Below are 15,330 nucleotides of genomic sequence, written 5' to 3'. Positions count from 1 at the left end.
CGACGTGGCCGTCATCGGTGCCGGTGTGATGGGCTGCTCCACCGCCCTGCACCTGGCCCGTGCCGGCATGAAGGTGCTGCTGCTGGATCGTGGCCCGATCTGCCGCGAGGCTTCGGGCGTGAATGCCGGCACGCTGACGATGCAGATGACGCGCGCCGCCCTCATCCCCTACGCGCTGCGCGCCTATGAGATGTGGCTGCGCATGGGCGATTGGTGCGATGGCGGGCATGTGCTCGGCACCGCCTGCCCCGGGCTTTCCGTCGCCTTCACCGAGCAGGAAGCGGCCATGCTGGAGGAGCGCGCGCGCATCCGAAGGCAGGCCGGCGCGCCGATCGAAATCGTCTCCGGCGTGCGGGCGCGCGAGATCGAGCCGGGCCTGTCGGAGAAGGCGCTGATCGCCGGGCATTGCCCGATGGATGGCTTCGCCAGCGCCTATCTCACCGGCCGCGCCTTCCGCCCGGCGCTGCTCAATGCGGGCGTGGATCTGCGCGAGGATTGCGCGGTGCGCGGCATTGATGCGGGTTTCACGCTGGACACGGCGCAAGGCCGGCTGGATGCGGCCCGCGTGGTGCTCTCGGGCGGCGTCTGGCTGGAGGAGATGGCCGGCTGGCTCGGGGTGACCCTGCCGATCAAGACGCTGATCAACCAGCTCGTCGTCACCGAGCGGATGGCGCCGGTGATGCGCACCGTGCTGGGCGTGGCCTCCGGACTGCTCTCCTTGAAGCAATACGCCAATGGCACGGTGCTGATCGGCGGCGGCTGGCAGGGGATTGGCGACCGCACGCGCGGCGGCATCGCGGTGAAGCCCGAGAGCTTCCTCGGCAATGTGCGCCTGGCCGCCCATGCCGTGCCGGCGCTGCGCGAGGCGCGGGTGGTGCGCGCCTGGCTTGGCCTGGAATCCGAGACGGCGGATGCGTTGCCCGCCATCGGGCCCATCCCCGGCGTGCCGGATGCCTGGATCATCGGCTGCGTGCATTCGGGCTACACCAGCGGGCCTTATATGGGGCGCATCCTGGCCCAGGCCATTCTGGGCGAGGCGCCGGAACTTCCCCTCTTCCCCATCGACCGCCTTCTGGCGCAGGAGAAAGCCGCGTGAATTTCCACGGCATCTACCCCTCCACCGTGCTGCCCATGCATCCGGATTTCGCACCGGATTGGGAGGCCTATGCCAAGCACACCGCGCATTGCGTGCTGCGCCCGGGCATCGCGGGCGTGCTGATGAATGGCCATGCTGGCGAGAATTTCGTCATGTCCCGCGCCGAGAAGAAGCGCGCGGTGGAAGTGACGGTCGCGACCGTGGGCGCGAGCCGCATCGTCGTCGCCGGCGTCAACGCCGAGAGCAGCCTGGAAGCCGCCGAGGAAGCGCGCGAGGCCCGCGCCGCCGGCGCGCATGCCATCATGGTCTTCCTGCCCAATGCCTTCGCCATGGCCCACACCACCGAGATGGCGCTGCTGCATCACCGCACCATCATGGCGGCCGTGCCCGGCATGCCGCTCTGGCTGTTCCAGGCGCATCACCGCGCGGGCCATATGGGCTTCACGCCCGAGACGCTGGACGCGCTGCTCGACATTCCCGAGGTGGTCGGCATCAAGGAAGGCGCGTGGGAGGTGGATGCCTATGACGCGCTGCGCCGCCGCGTGAAGGCCAGGCGCCCCGATGTGGCGGTCTGCGCCAGTGGCGATGAGCATCTGCTCGCCTGCTATGTGCATGGATCGGATGGCAGCCTGGTCTCGCTCGCTGATCTCATGCCGGATGAAATCGTGGCACTGGATGCCGCGATCCGCGCGGGTGACCTCACCGCCGCGCGCGCCTTGCATGAGCGGCTGGAACCTCTGGCCGAGGCGATCTATGGCGCGCCTCCGGGCGGGCGGGCCACGGCGCGGCTGAAATTCTGCCTGGCGGAAATGGGCGTGATCCCCTGCCCTGCCGTGCGGCCACCGCAACCCCCCGTGCTGGGCGCGGAGGCCGCGATGTTGCGCCTGGCCCTCAGGGAGTCAGGCGTGCTGGCCTGAGCGTCAGACGCCGTTCGGCCCAACGGCCGAGCGAAGCGAGCGCCCAGCTCACGCAGAAATACAGCACCAGCGCCGTGCCATAGGTGAGCAGGGCCGAGAAGCCGCGCTGCGTGAGCATCTTGGCGGCAAAGGTGATCTCGATGAAGCCGATCTGGCTGACCAGCGACGTTTCCTTCACCATGCTCAGCACATGGACGATGGAAGGCGGCAGGATCACGCGCCAGGATTGCGGCAGGATGATCCGCCGCAGCGTCGTGAGCGCGGGCATGTTCATGGTGAGTGCCGCTTCCCATTGCGTGGGCCGCACCGTCTCGAACCCCGCGCGTATGTTTTCGGCGGCGAGCGCGCTCATCCGCAACGCGACCGCGGTGACGGCGACAGCCCAGAGCGGAGCCTCCAGCCGGGCGAATTGCGAGAGGAAGAAGACCAGCAGCAACAGCACCAGGAAGGGAATCCGGCGGAAGGTCTCGACCCAGAGGATGGCCAGCACGCGCACCGGCGCAAAGCCCATGAGCTGCGGCAGGCGCAGCATGGCCAGCGCGAAACCCGCCGCATAGCCCATTGCGCAGCCGGCGACCGATGCAACCAGTGTGTTCACCACGGCGAGCGCGAGGAAGCGCAGATTCCACCAGGTGAAGAAACGCGGCGCCTCGGCGAGGATGATGTCCCAGGCACTCATGGCGGGTCGCTCAAAACACTTTCGCCTTCACCCGGAACAGCCACCGCCCAACCAGCCAGAGCAGCGTCGAGGCGATGATGGTGAGCACGATGTACATCACCGCCACCACCGAGAAGATTTCGACCGAGCGAAAGGAAATCGCATTGGCGTTCAGCGCGCGGCCGGTCAATTCCTCGACACCGAAGATCGCCGCCATCGAAGTGCCCAGCGTCATGATGATGTAGTGGCTGGACAGTGCCGGATAAAGTGCCCGCACCACATGCGGGGCGATCACGTACCAGATGGTCTGCAAGCGCGAAAAGCCCAAGGTTTCCGCCGCATCCAGCTCGGCCTGCGGCACGGAGGTAAAGCCCGCACGCTCGATCTCCGTGAGGTAGGCGCCGGCGTTCAACGTCATGCCGATCAGGACGGCGGTGATGGGGGAAAGGATGATTCCGGCCTCGGGCAGGGCGAAGAACAGAAAGAAAATCTGCACAAGCTGCGGCGTGTAGGTGAAGAAACGCACATAGGCCGTGACCGCGGCGCGCAGCGGCCAGGCGCCATAGGTCAGGGCGGCTGCGCCGAACAGCCCGATCAGCAGGCCACCGGCGAAAGCGAGACCGGCGATCCACAGCGCCATCAGCGCGCCCAGCAGGAAATCGGGCAGATACTGGAGGATCTGTCCGTATTGCAGCGTCATGCCGGCGACGCCGATTCAGCGCTCCGCGCCTTCGGCGCTACGACCATCGAGGGCGGGCTCAGAACATCGGGTTGAAGGGGATCGGCGTGGTCATCGGCGTGCCGAAATACTTCTCCCAGGTGGTGTTCACGAAGCCCGAGCGGTGCATCTCGAACAGCACCACATTCAGCACATCCCGCAGCGAGGAATTGCCCTTCTGTACGCCGATGCCGACCCAGAAGCTGGCCAGCACCTGGTCCAAAATCTTCCACTGCACCGGGAAGTTGCGCATCGGGATGACGACGCTTTCGGCCACATCCACCATGGCATCGGCGCGGCCCTGGGCCAGGGCACGGAAGCAGTCGGGGTAGTTGTCCAGCAGCGTGACCTGGGCCTGGGCGGCATTGGCCTGGATCCAGGGAATGCCCACCGTGCCGCGCACCTGCACCAGCCGCACGGCGCGGTTGTTCAGATCAGCCGGCGTGTTGATGGGCACCGCGGTGCCGGTGGCCTTGGTCAGCACCACCATGGATTGCGTGTGCAGCGGCACGGTGTAGTCGATCACCAGCGCGCGCTCGACCGTGCGGGTGATGGAGCCCAGCACGATATCGATGCGGTCGGCCTGCAGGAAAGGGATACGGTCCGGGCTGCCGACCTGCACGATCTCCAGCTCGACATTCATCCGCCGGGCGATCTCGCGCGCGATGTCGGCGTCGAAGCCGTCAATCTGGTTGCGTTCGTTGAACAGGCCCATCGGCGGCAAGGTCGGGTTGATGCCGGCGCGCAACCGGCGCGAGGAGAGCACCTCAGCCAGGGGGCGGGCCTCTGCGAGGGCGGGCAGGGCCGTGGCGGCGGCAGCCAGGGCAAAGAGGTGGCGGCGATCAAAGGCGGACATGCGAAACTCCCAATGGCGCGCTGGCGCTCTCTCCCGGACGCGGCTTCTGCGGCCACTGCCAAAGGCTATGCCGGGTTCACGCGCAGGCGCAAGGCGCCCTGAGGATGCTGCGGCACCGGACGGCGCGCGCATGAGCGGCGGGCAGGCGGCGGAGACTTTCCGCGCCGCGCGCAGCGGTGTCAGCCAGGCAAGACCGGCACGAAGCAATCTGCCATCATGCAGCGCTGCCAGGCGACGGGCCGCGTGCTGCCTTACGCGATCACCGCCACATAGCCATCGCGCTGCGGGTCCGCCCCACCCTCCAGCCGGCCATCCCACAAGGTCACGCCATGCGGTGCCGCGAAGGGATAGCTGTGGAAGTTGCGGCGCGTGCCATAGCCCATCGCCTGCAAGGCTTTTTCCACCCCGCGCGGGATGCGGTTGGAGAGATCGATCTCATCCGTGGTCGCGGCAAAGCGCGGCGCCATCACAGCCTCCTGCATGCTCATGCCCCAATCGAGGACGTTCAGCAGCACCTGCAGGATGGAGGTGCCGATCCAGGCACCACCGGGCGAACTGACCGTCATCACCGGCCTGCCATCCTCGAAGACGATGCTCGGCGCCATGGCCGAAAACCGCTTCTTGCCGGGCGCGATGGAGCCTGCCTTGCCCGGACGCGGATCATACCAGTTCATGGCGCCGTTCAGCATGAAGCCGGTGCCGGGCGGAATCACGCCCGAGGGCGTGGCGAGCGTATGCGTGACGGAGACCACCATCCCCTCCATATCCACGCTGGAGATAGTGGTCGTGTTGGCCGCATCGGCCAACACGCGGGTCAGGGGCGTTTTCTCGCCGCTGCGGATCCGCGCCGCCATGGCATCGGCATAGGCATCCGAGAGCAGGAGATCGAGTGGCGGCGTCACGAAGGCGGGGTCGCCGATATGTTCCTCCCGGTCGCGGCCGGCGATCTTCATCGCCTCGGCCACGACGCGAATATATTCGGGGCTGTTGTGGCCCATGGCCACCAGGTCGAAGCGCTCCAGGATGCGCAGCATCTCCGCCACCACCACCCCGCCCGAGGGCGGCGGCGGCACCGCGACCTCGCGCCCGCGATAGGTGATCCGCAACGGCTCCAGCCGGCGTGGTTGGAAACCCGCCAGATCCGCGGCCGAGAGCAGCCCGCCATGCGCCTGCATATCCGCCACGATGCGGCGCGCCAGCGCGCCGGTGTAGAAATCCTCGGCCCCTTCACGCGCGATGTGGCGCAGCGTCCCGGCCAGTGCCGGATTGCGCACCAGGTCGCCCTGGCGCTTGGGCGTGCCGTCGGGGCGCATGTAGAGGGCACGGCCCTCCTCGGTGAAGGCCAGCTTCTCGCTGTAGCTCAGCCGGCCATAGGCGGCCTCGTTCATGGTGAAGACGGTGTGGACATGCGGCCGGATGATCCAGCCTTCCTCGGCGAAACCGATGGCCGGGCCGAACAGCTCGGCCCAGGGCAGCCGGCCGAATTCGGCATGGGCCATGGCGAAGGTGCGGAGGATCCCCGGCGTGGTGACGGCCAGGTGCCCGCGCTCATTCAGGAAATCCCGCACGACATAGCCAAATCCGTCGCTGCATTCGCGCAGGAAGGCCTTTTCCCACATCTCGGGCGTGCAGGCGGCGGGGCAGGTGGAGAGGCCATCGAACACCACCTGCCGGCCGGTTTTGGGATCATGCAGATGCAGCACCCCAAGCCCGCCCAGGCCGCACATCATCGGGTCCACCACGCCCTGGGTCAGCGCGCAGGCGATCAGTGCATCCAGCGCATTGCCGCCGGCGCGCAGGATGGCCGCACCCGCCTCCACGGCTTCTGGCTGGGGGGCGACGATCACCGCACGCGGCTCGGGCAATTGGCGGGGCGGTCTGGGCATGGCGGGCCTCCTGGAGCGGCGCATGGGCGGCGTCGAGGGGTGCCGCCCCTCCCGGAGCCCGGCCGGAAGCGCAGGTTCCTGCACCTCCGGCAAAAAGCCTAGCCCCCGGGCAGGGGGCCGATTTCGCTTGAGGTCCGGTTCGGCGGGACGCAGCATCCCCCTCCATCGCCGGAGAGCTGCCCATGACACCCACCAATATTCCGCGCCGGGTGCTCGGGGGCGCAGGATTGCTGGCGGCCTTGCGCCCGGGCCGGGGCATGGCCCAGGCCGCGCCGCTGCGCATCGGCGCGCTGACCGACCCCTCGATGGACCCGCATTTCCTCTATCTCACGACCAACATGGCCTATTCCCAGCACCTGTTCGATGCGCTCTCGGTGAAGGATGAGAATTCCCTGGCCCTGCCGGGCCTCACCGAAAGCTGGCGCCCGCTGGATGAGCGGCGCTGGGAATTCACCCTGCGGCGCGGCGTGAAATTCCATGATGGCAGTGACCTGACGGCAGCCGATGTGAAATTCAGCATCGAGCGCGTGCCCAATATCCCAGCCAATCCCAGCCCCTACACGCCCAATCTGCGCGGCATCACCGCGGTGGAGATCCTCGACGACCATCGCCTGCGCTTCACCACCGCGGGGCCCGTTCCCGTGCTCTACGGCACGCTGGGCGCGATCTACATCGTCTCCCATCGCGCGGCGGCGGGCGCCATGCCGGCGGATTTCCGCTCCGGCCGCGCCGCCATCGGCACCGGACCCTATCGCTTCGGCGAATATCTTCCGGCCCAGCGCCTGGAGCTCACCCGGTGGGAGGGGTATTGGGGTCCCAAGCCCGCCTTTGCCCGCGTGCAATTCCGCTTCATCCCCAATGGCGGCGCCCGCCTCGCGGCGCTGCTGGCCCATGAAGTGGATGTGGCGGATTTCCTGCCGCCGGAGCTGCTGAATTCCCTGCGCGGCAACCCGCAGGTGCAAATCCTCTCCCGCCCCTCGGACCGGGTGATCTACCTGGTGCCTGACGTGGCGCGCGAAGTCTCGCCCTTCATCCGCGGCCGCGACGGACAGCCCCTGGCAACCAATCCGCTGAAGGATGTGCGCGTGCGCCGCGCCCTCTCGCTGGCCATCAACCGGGACGGGCTGGCGCGGCAGGTGATGGATGGGCTGGCCGACCCGATCGGGCAGATCGTCCCGCGCGGCTATGGCGGCTATGATGATGGCCTGGCGCCCGATCCGTTCGACCCCGAGCGCGCCCGCCGCCTGCTGGCCGAAGCGGGCTACCCGAACGGCTTCCAGCTCACCCTGCACGGGCCCAATGACCGCTATGTGAATGACGCCCGCGTGCTGCAGGCGGTGGGCGCCATGTTCACCCGCATCGGCATCGAGACGCGGGTGGAGGTGATGCCGCGCAACATGTATTTCGGCCGCGCCAATCCGCCCCGGATGGAGTTCAGCCTTTCGCTCATCGGCTGGGGCAGCGCGGGTGAGGGCGAGTCCGGCTATGGCCTGGCCACGCTGCTGCACAGCCGCCAGCCGGAGCGCGGCCTGGGCGGCATCAACAATGGCGGCTACGCGAATGCGGCCTTCGACGCGGCGCTGCAGACCGCCCTGGCCCGCTTCAGCATGGCCGAGCGCCATGCCGCCCTGCAAAGCGCCATGCGCATCGCCATGGAGGATGTGGCGGTGATCCCGCTCTATGTGCAGCACTCGGCCATCGCGGTGCGCCGGGGCATCAACTATCTGGTCCGCGACGACGAAAAGACGATCGCGATGCAGGCCAGCCCGGCCGGCTGATCCGTGCCGCGCGGGGTGTAGCCCTATTCCACGCGGATCCCCCGCCGGCGGATGAAGGCCGCCATCTCCGTGCTCTCGGCCCGCGCGCGGTCCTGGATGGATTGCGCCGTGCCGGAAATCGGCTCCAGCACCACATCACGCAGGCGCTGGGTGATGGTGGGGCTGTCCACCACCGCGCGCGTCGCGGCGTTGATCCGCTCGATCATCGGGGTGGCCATGCCGGCCGGGCCGACAAAGGCATACCAGCCAGGCATGGTGACATCGGCGAGGCCGGTTTCCCGCAGCGTCGGCACTCGCGGCAAGGCGGGCGAGCGTTCGGCGCCCAGCGTCGCCAAGGCGAGGACCTGGCCGGACTGGATGGCTGGAATCGTGCTGCCCAGCGGGTTGAGCATGCTGTCCGTATCCCCCGCGATCACGCTGGTCAGCGCCGGGGCGGAGCCGGCGAAGGGCACATGCGTCATGCGGATGCCGGCGCGGTCCGCCACCATCTCCATCGCCAGATGGGTGGAGTTGCCGATGCCCGCGCTGCCGAAGGTGATGCGCTCCGGCTGCGCCCGGGCGCGCTCCACCAGCTGCGCCATGCTGGTGATCCCGCTGCGGCGGCCGGCCACGATGACAAAGGGCGTATCGGCGATGGGCGCGATCCAGGAGAAGTCCCGCCAGGGATCATAGGGCAGGCTGGGATAGAGCACCGGGTTGAAGGCGAAGATGGACACGCCACCCAGCAGCACGGCCGAGCCATCCGCGCGCGACTGGCGCAGCGCATTGATGGCGACGATGCCATTGGCGCCAGGCCGGTTCTCGATCACCACGGGGCGCCCCAATTCGCGCCCCAACGGCTCCTGCAGGAGGCGCGCCAGGATATCCGTGGCGCCACCCGGCGGTTGCGGAATGATGACGCGCAGCGGCCCGACCTCCTGGGCCCGGGGCGGGGCCCGAAGCGGGCCAGGGAGGACCAGGCTGGCGGACAGCGCCAACGCGGCGCGGCGGGTGATCATGCGTCCGTCCCTTCCAGGATCCATTGCAGCGGCGCCACGGCGAGTGCCGCGAAGACCCGCAGCAGCGGGAGCTGCGCGTCGGTGTAATGGCCCGCCGCATGCAGCAGGTTCAGCGCGCCCAGCGTATGGCCGTTCCATCGGATCGGCATGTTCACGCAGGATTCGCAGCCCAGGGAGAGGATCAACTCATGATCCGGGAAGGCCTGGATGATGTCGGCCCGGTCGCGGCAGAAGCGCGGCTCACCGGCCAGGACCACGCGGCGGTAATACTCGCTGCCGCGCTGCACGGGCTTGTAGCCGCCGACCGGGTATTCCACCGGCCGGCTGGAATGGAAGCGGCGGTTCAGCCCGCGCGCCTCATCCAGCACCAGCACCGTAAACAGGCGATGGCCGACCATGCTGGCCAGTGCGGCATCCATCGCGGCCAGCCCCACCTCCGGCTGCCCGGGCGAGGCGAGGGCGCGGGCCAGGTCGTCCAGGGTCATGGCCTTGACCGGATGGGCTGCATGCTCGGCTCCCTCTGCGGCGCTGGCCTCGCGGGGCCGCACTATCTTCGAGGGCAGCATGGGCCGGGCCTGGGGAAAAGGAAACGGCCGGGTGCGTCGGTGGCGATCGGGAAAAGAAGCGGGCCGGTTGGATCACTCCAACCGGCCCGAGGCCCGAGCGGGCCAGTCTGGCTTCGGCTTGCCGGGAATTAGCCTCCACCGCATGCCGCCTGCGGAAACCCTCTCGGGCAGCATGACGACGGCGGGATGTTGCGGCCTGACTTCCTGCCGGCGGATGGGAGAATGATGAAGTCGGAGCAATCGCGACTGGGGCACTCGGAAAGCCGCGCCGCTGGGATATCCCCTTGAAGTCATGCATTTTCTTCCGGTTCCCGCAACGATCCCGCGCAACCGCAAGCCTGGCATCAATCGGGATGGTCGCCTGCTGGACCGCCGCCGCCGAGAAGAGCGGCAACACCCGCGGCATGAGGTCCGGGCGCCGGCGAAAAATAATTCAGCCGGCACCCCGCCCGAGGCGCTTCCAGGTCAGCACCAGCACATCCCGGCTCGACGGCAGGGCCGCATTGGCGGGCTCGACGGGTGTCACGCCATGCATCACCCGATGATCGTCGAGGATGGCAAGGTCCAGCATGCCATCCAGCGTGAAGCGCGCGCGCTCCATCCCGGCATCATCCGTGACCAGCGTCTCGCCGCCCTGAAGGTTGGTGCGTGCCAGCATGGCGATGAGCACGACATCCACGCCGTCATGATGCACGCCCTCGGGCGTCGGCAGGCCCGGCGTGCCGGGGGCGGCCTCGACGCGGAACTGGTGCATCTCGACGAACCAGGGCGTATCCGGGTGCAGCGCATCGGCCACGCCCCGGCCCAGCGCGAGCAGGCCGCCACAGACCGGGTTGCGCGCCACAGCGTCCTCGACGGGCGCGAACCAGCGATCCACTCCGCCATTGAGCTTGTTGTGAACCGAGGCCTGGAAATGCGGTCGGTGCAGCCCGCGGTCATGGCCAGGGCGGCCGGGCAGGGCGAGGAAATTGGCCAGCCGCCGCCGGCGGTAGCGGCCGCCATCAGCCATGAAGCCATCCATCTCCAGGCGCTGCCAGCTGGACGCGAAATCATTCAGCGCCTGCCCGGATGCGCCGAGCAGCGCCCGGGTCGCGTCAGAAGGCAGGCGCGCAAAGCCCTGCGCGACGACTTCGGCCAGGGCACTCATGATGCATCGCCGATCGGCGCGGCCTCGGTCATGCCGGCCAGAACCTCGGCCACGTGGCGGACGCGAATCCCGCTGCCTTCCCGCTTCAGCCGGCCGGCCATGTTCAACAGGCAGCCGAGATCACCGGCCAGCAGCGTATCGGCGCCGGTTGCCGTGATGTCGCGCACCTTGTCACTCACCATGCGGGTGGAGATCTCGGGGTATTTCACGCAGAAGGTGCCGCCGAAGCCGCAGCAGATCTCGGGCTCGGCCAGTTCCTGGATGGCCAGGCCCTGCACCGTTTCCAGCAGGCGGCGCGGCTGGGCCTTGATGCCCAGTTCGCGCAGGCCGGCACAGGAATCATGATAGGTGATGGTGCCGTCATAGCTGGCTTCGACGCGGGAGAGCTTGAGCACATCGGTCAGGAAGGAAACCAGCTCATGCGTCTTGGCGGCCAGCGCCTCGGCCCGGCCGCGCGCCTCGGGGTCGCTCTCGGCAAAGAGGCTCGGGTAGTGGTGGGCGATCATGCCCGCGCAGGAGCCGGAGGGCGCCACGACATAGTCATAGGGCAGGAAGGCCTCGATCACCTGGCGGGCGATGTCCTGCGCGCTGGCGCGGTCGCCGGAATTGAAAGCAGGCTGGCCGCAGCAGGTCTGGCTGAGCGGAACCACCACCTCGCAGCCGGCATCCTCCAGCAGCTTGATCGCGGAGAAGCCCACCGAAGGCCGGTAGAGATCCACGAGGCAGGTCACGAAAAGGGCGATACGGGGTTTGGCCATGGCGTGAGGCTAGCGGCGTTTCGCGCCCGCGGGAAATTTCCCCACGCGCGTATCAGCCATGCGGCCGGCTCAGCCGCTGCGCGTCGCGGTCAGCTTCCAGGTCGGGTCCTTGGCCGTGAGGTCCCGCTGGAAGGTCCAGATATCAATCACCTCGGTGATGGCGTCCGAGCCCGCGACGATCTCGCCACCGCGGCCCGTCGTCATGTTCACCTGATCGGAGACGAAGCGCACCGTCACATCGGCCACGGTATCGCGCAGCTCCGCACCCTCCAGCCCGATATCGTGCATCGAGCGGATTTCGGTGCGCTGGCTCTCACCGGCCGTTTCGCGGCCAGCGACCGCCTGCTCGAAGCCGGAATAGGTCTCGTCCGAGAGCAGGGCGCGCAGGGTCTGGCGGTCACCCTGGGCGAAGGCGGCCACGATCATGCGGAAAGCGCCTTCGGCGCCATCCAGGAAAGCATTGGGCTCAAAGCTGCGGTCCAGCGCGGCGATCTGCGTGAGCACCTGGCCCACAGGGCTTTGCGGCGCGGGCAGGTTGCGGCGGGAGCCGGCGCCGCGGGCAGGTGCCACATCCTCGGCCACGCCCTCGACCCGGGCGGCGCGCGCTTCGGGCATCCCGGGCGTCTGCGGCGGGCGCTCATAGCCCTGGCGCTTGCCGAGAACGCTCCGCAGGCGCAGCACCAGAAAGGCCGCGACCATGGCAAAGAGAATCAGATCAATCGGGAAACCGCCCTGCATTGGGACCTCCAGTAGCCCTCTTACTTAGTCACGGGATGGACCAGCCGCAACGCCCCTGTCACGGAATCTCCTGAAACAAGGGCCGCGCTTGCGGCAGGGCGAGCCTCCCGCTACCCACGAATGCATGATCTTCCTGCGCCACGGACAAAGTGAATTCAACCTGCATTTCACAGCGACCCGCCGTGATCCAGGCATCATCGACCCCAAATTGACGCCCCTCGGCCATGAGCAGGCGGCCAACGCCGCGGTGGCATTGGCCAGGCGGGACATCCGCCGGATCATCGTCTCGCCCTATACCCGCGCCCTGGAGACGGCGGCCCCGGTGGCCCGGGCGCTTGGCCTCCCGCTCAGCGTGACGCCCACCGTGCGCGAGCGCTATGCCTTCAGCTGCGACGTGGGATCGCCCGTCAGTCACCTGCGCGCAGCCTGGCCCGAGGTGGGCTTTCACGCGATCGAGGAAATCTGGTGGCCCGCCATCGAGGAACCCGCCGAGCAGGTGGAGGCACGGGCACGGCTGTTCCGCGCCGAAATGGCCGCACTGGCGGATTGGGCCCATACGCTGGTCGTCTCGCATTGGGGCTTCATTCTCGCCTTCACCGGGCAATCGGTGATGAATGGCGACATGATCGAAGCCGACCCGACGGCCGGGCACCCGGAAAACGTGATCTGGAAGCATTGAGCCAGCCAGGCGGGAATTCACCGGGAAAACCCACCGCGCCTGGTCCAGGCAGGATACCGGAAGCCGGGCCGTTCGCGCCGGCTTGCCACGCCCGCGCTAAACGCGCCGAGGGTCACTTCACGCTGACGGTGATCCCCCGCTCTTAGCCCGCGCTCAAGCGGATCAGGCATTCGGGCGTCAATTCCGCCAGCGAGTTGACCCCCAGCAAGGCCATGTTGCGTTCCAGCTCGCCCAGCAGCAGCGCGATGGCGCGGTCCACGCCCGGCTGCCCCGCCACCGCCGCCGCATGCAGCATGGGCCGGCCGACAAAGACGAAATGCGCGCCCAGCGCCAGCGCCTTCATCACATCCGTCCCGCGCCGGATGCCGCCATCCAGCATCACCGCCATGCCCTGGGAGGCGGCGGCGATGTCGGGCAGGACCCGCAGGGGAGAGGCGGTGCCGTCCAGCTGCCGCCCGCCGTGATTGCTGACGATGATGCCATCCGCCCCCTCGCTCGCGGCGCGGGCCGCGTCCTCGGGGTGCATCACGCCCTTCACGATCAGCCAGCCCGGCCAGCGGCGGCGGATCAGCGCCAGATGCTCCCAGTTCAGATGGTCCCGCGCGGTGAAGTCGCGCAGCACATTGCTGGCGAGGATGGGGGCACCCCGCTCGGCGAAGCTGTTCTCGAAATGCGGCATGCCATGCAGGCGCCAGGTCTTCAGGAAGGTGTTCAGCGACCAACCGGGATGGGTGACGCCGTCCAGGGCCAGGCGCAGCGAAGGGCGCAGCGGCGTGGAAAACCCGTTGCGCACATTGTTCTCGCGATTGGGCAGCACGGCGGTATCCACCGTCAGCAGCAGCGTGCCGAAGCCGGCCGTCGCCACGCGGTCCACCAGGGCTTCAACCCGCGTCGCATCGCCCGGCAGATAGGCCTGGAACCAGGTATCGGGGTTGGCGGCGATCACCTCCTCCATGCGGATCAGCGAGGAGCCGGAGAGGATCATCGGCACATTGGCGGCGCGCGCCGCCTCGGTCAGCACGATATCGCCGCGATAGGCCGCCAGCGCCGAAAGCCCCATGGGCGCGATGCCAAAGGGGGCGGCCCATTCCCGGTTGAAGATGGTGGCCTTGGTGCTGCGCCGCGAGACATCGCGCAGCACGCGGGGCACGAAGCCGTATTCGGTGAAGGCCCGCGCGCTGTCGGCCAGTGCCGCGTTGCGCTCGGTGGCGCCGGCGACATAGCCGAAGACCGGCCGCGGCAGATGGCGGCGGGACATGACCTCGAAATCATCAAGGCAAAGGGCGCGCTGGGCGATGCGAATGCTCATCCCGCAAATTTGTACCGGTTCAGGGGCATTGCGCCAGCCACCCCCATGCGCCGGGCCGCCGCCTTGGGGTTGCCGGCGGCATGGTCCGGCGGTTCGGCGTGCGACGGGCCTGCCTCAAACGCCTTGCCGCGCGGGCGCGTCACTGAGCGCCGGCCGGCCGATTTCGCCTCGCAAAGGCAAATCTCGCCGCACGCGGCCCCGCAGCTCCTGGCCGGATCAGGCAAGGCCGTTCGGCTGGGCGCGGCAGCTCGCGCATGTTCAAGCGGTGCATCGTCGCGCGGCGACGCGGAACATGCGTGGAGCAAAGGACTGGAGGCGTTTCACCGTCTTCGCTTCCGGTGAAACGGCTTCAGGGTGAATGATGCGCTACCCAGTGCCGCGCGATATCGCCCCGCCGGCACACCCAGACCTCCGGCTGGGTGGCGACCCAGTCCAGCAGCCTCGCCAGCCCAGCCGCGCGCCCGGGATGGCCCATGATGCGGTTGTGCAGGCCGACGCTGAGCATGCGCCCACCCGGCTCGCTCAGCATCAGCTGGACGGCGCCCTTGATGTAGCGGAAGAACTCGGCCCCGGTCGTCAGCGCCGCCCGCTGAAAGCGGACGTCATTGTGCGCAAGGTTGTAGGGCAGGACCAGATGCGGCCGGCCCGCCACGCTGCGCCAATAGGGCAATTCATCATCATAGGCGTCGCTGTCGTAAAGGTAGCCCGCCTCGGCCAGGAGGCGACGGGTGTTCTCGCTGGGCGCATAGCGGGTGTACCAGCCGAGCGGCGGTGCCCCGATCTCGCGCGTGATGATGGCGGTGGCCTCGGCGATCCGCTGCCGCTCCGCGGCCTCCTCCAGGCCGATATGCATTTCCCAGCGCAGGCCGTGCCCGGCGACATCCCAGCCCGCCTCGCGGATGGCGGCGACGCATTGGGGCGTGCGCTCCAGCGCGCGGGCCACGGCGAAGACGGTGCAGGGCAGGGCGCGCTCGGTGAACAGGCGATGCAGGCGCCAGAAACCGACGCGGCTGCCATACTGGAACATGCTTTCAGCCGCGAGGTCACGGCCCTTCACCGGTGCGGTGCTGCCCTCGGTCAGGGCGTTTTCGCTGCGCGGATCGCCATCGGGGATGCTCTCCTCGCCGCCTTCCTCATGGTTGATCACGAAGTTCAGCGCGAGCCTGGCGCCATTTGGCCAACGCGGATCGGGCGGGTTGCGGCCATAGCCCTCAAGGTCGCGCATC

15 protein-coding genes are annotated in these 15,330 nt (G+C 68.4%); 4 read left to right on the top strand and 11 right to left on the bottom strand.

What is annotated here, in order from left to right; all coding sequences use genetic code 11:
* The first annotated feature begins 4 nt into the window (after positions 1-4).
* Positions 5-1,096, top strand: a complete 1,092-nt coding sequence (locus LHU95_RS01140; protein ID WP_248709544.1) for an FAD-binding oxidoreductase — start codon at positions 5-7, stop codon at positions 1,094-1,096.
* Positions 1,093-2,013: a dihydrodipicolinate synthase family protein gene (locus LHU95_RS01135; protein ID WP_248709543.1), complete on the top strand. Its 921-nt coding sequence runs from the start codon at positions 1,093-1,095 to the stop codon at positions 2,011-2,013. The genes LHU95_RS01140 and LHU95_RS01135 overlap by 4 nt, the downstream gene beginning before the upstream one ends.
* Here LHU95_RS01135 and LHU95_RS01130 read toward each other — a convergent pair.
* From LHU95_RS01130 to ggt, 4 genes are all read right to left on the bottom strand, one after another.
* Positions 1,988-2,692, bottom strand: coding sequence for an ABC transporter permease subunit (locus LHU95_RS01130; protein ID WP_248709542.1), 705 nt, complete (start codon positions 2,690-2,692; stop codon positions 1,988-1,990). The two genes, LHU95_RS01135 and LHU95_RS01130, sit on opposite strands and share 26 nt — an antisense overlap.
* A gap of 10 nt (positions 2,693-2,702) precedes the next feature.
* Positions 2,703-3,371 (bottom strand): amino acid ABC transporter permease, encoded by a 669-nt coding sequence (locus LHU95_RS01125; RefSeq protein WP_248709541.1) that lies wholly within the window; start codon positions 3,369-3,371, stop codon positions 2,703-2,705.
* A gap of 58 nt (positions 3,372-3,429) precedes the next feature.
* Positions 3,430-4,245, bottom strand: coding sequence for a transporter substrate-binding domain-containing protein (locus tag LHU95_RS01120; RefSeq protein WP_248709540.1), 816 nt, complete (start codon positions 4,243-4,245; stop codon positions 3,430-3,432).
* A gap of 251 nt (positions 4,246-4,496) precedes the next feature.
* Positions 4,497-6,131 carry a gamma-glutamyltransferase gene (gene ggt / locus LHU95_RS01115; protein ID WP_248709539.1) on the bottom strand — a complete coding sequence of 545 codons (1,635 nt, stop codon included), beginning with the start codon at positions 6,129-6,131 and terminating at the stop codon, positions 4,497-4,499.
* 182 nt (positions 6,132-6,313) lie between these two features.
* Here ggt and LHU95_RS01110 point away from each other — a divergent pair, with 182 nt between their 5' ends.
* Entirely contained in the window at positions 6,314-7,909 is a 1,596-nt protein-coding gene (locus tag LHU95_RS01110; protein WP_248709538.1) for an ABC transporter substrate-binding protein, read from the top strand.
* Positions 7,910-7,932: 23 nt separating this feature from the next.
* On the opposite strand, the gene LHU95_RS01105 is transcribed toward LHU95_RS01110, so the two are convergent.
* From LHU95_RS01105 to LHU95_RS01085, 5 genes are all read right to left on the bottom strand, one after another.
* On the bottom strand, positions 7,933-8,907 hold the full coding sequence (locus LHU95_RS01105) for a tripartite tricarboxylate transporter substrate binding protein (protein ID WP_248709537.1): 975 nt from the start codon (positions 8,905-8,907) through the stop codon (positions 7,933-7,935).
* Positions 8,904-9,392 carry a GAF domain-containing protein gene (locus LHU95_RS01100; RefSeq protein WP_248709536.1) on the bottom strand — a complete coding sequence of 163 codons (489 nt, stop codon included), beginning with the start codon at positions 9,390-9,392 and terminating at the stop codon, positions 8,904-8,906. Before LHU95_RS01100 ends, LHU95_RS01105 begins: the two co-directional genes overlap by 4 nt.
* Before the next feature lie 514 nt (positions 9,393-9,906).
* The gene (locus LHU95_RS01095; protein WP_248709535.1) at positions 9,907-10,620 is read right to left on the bottom strand and encodes a 2OG-Fe dioxygenase family protein; all 714 of its coding nucleotides are present in this window, start codon (positions 10,618-10,620) and stop codon (positions 9,907-9,909) included.
* Complete coding sequence (locus LHU95_RS01090) at positions 10,617-11,378, bottom strand: (Fe-S)-binding protein (RefSeq protein ID WP_248709534.1); 762 nt, start codon at positions 11,376-11,378, stop codon at positions 10,617-10,619. Before LHU95_RS01090 ends, LHU95_RS01095 begins: the two co-directional genes overlap by 4 nt.
* A gap of 69 nt (positions 11,379-11,447) precedes the next feature.
* Positions 11,448-12,116 (bottom strand): Tim44/TimA family putative adaptor protein, encoded by a 669-nt coding sequence (locus tag LHU95_RS01085; protein WP_248709533.1) that lies wholly within the window; start codon positions 12,114-12,116, stop codon positions 11,448-11,450.
* 124 nt (positions 12,117-12,240) lie between these two features.
* On the opposite strand from LHU95_RS01085, the gene LHU95_RS01080 reads away from it, so the two are divergent.
* Positions 12,241-12,795 (top strand): histidine phosphatase family protein, encoded by a 555-nt coding sequence (locus tag LHU95_RS01080; RefSeq protein WP_248709532.1) that lies wholly within the window; start codon positions 12,241-12,243, stop codon positions 12,793-12,795.
* A gap of 142 nt (positions 12,796-12,937) precedes the next feature.
* Here LHU95_RS01080 and LHU95_RS01075 read toward each other — a convergent pair whose 3' ends face one another.
* Together LHU95_RS01075 and LHU95_RS01070 are read right to left on the bottom strand one after the other, a co-directional pair.
* A complete protein-coding gene (locus LHU95_RS01075; protein ID WP_248709531.1) occupies positions 12,938-14,104 on the bottom strand; it encodes an alpha-hydroxy acid oxidase in 1,167 nt (388 codons plus the stop codon).
* Between the two features lie 349 nt (positions 14,105-14,453).
* Positions 14,454-15,329: a polysaccharide deacetylase family protein gene (locus LHU95_RS01070; RefSeq protein WP_248711628.1), complete on the bottom strand. Its 876-nt coding sequence runs from the start codon at positions 15,327-15,329 to the stop codon at positions 14,454-14,456.
* Position 15,330 lies beyond the last annotated feature (1 nt).

Source organism: Sediminicoccus sp. KRV36, assembly GCF_023243115.1.
Lineage (GTDB): Bacteria > Pseudomonadota > Alphaproteobacteria > Acetobacterales > Acetobacteraceae > Roseococcus.
This window is presented reverse-complemented; position numbering and strand designations above follow the sequence as displayed.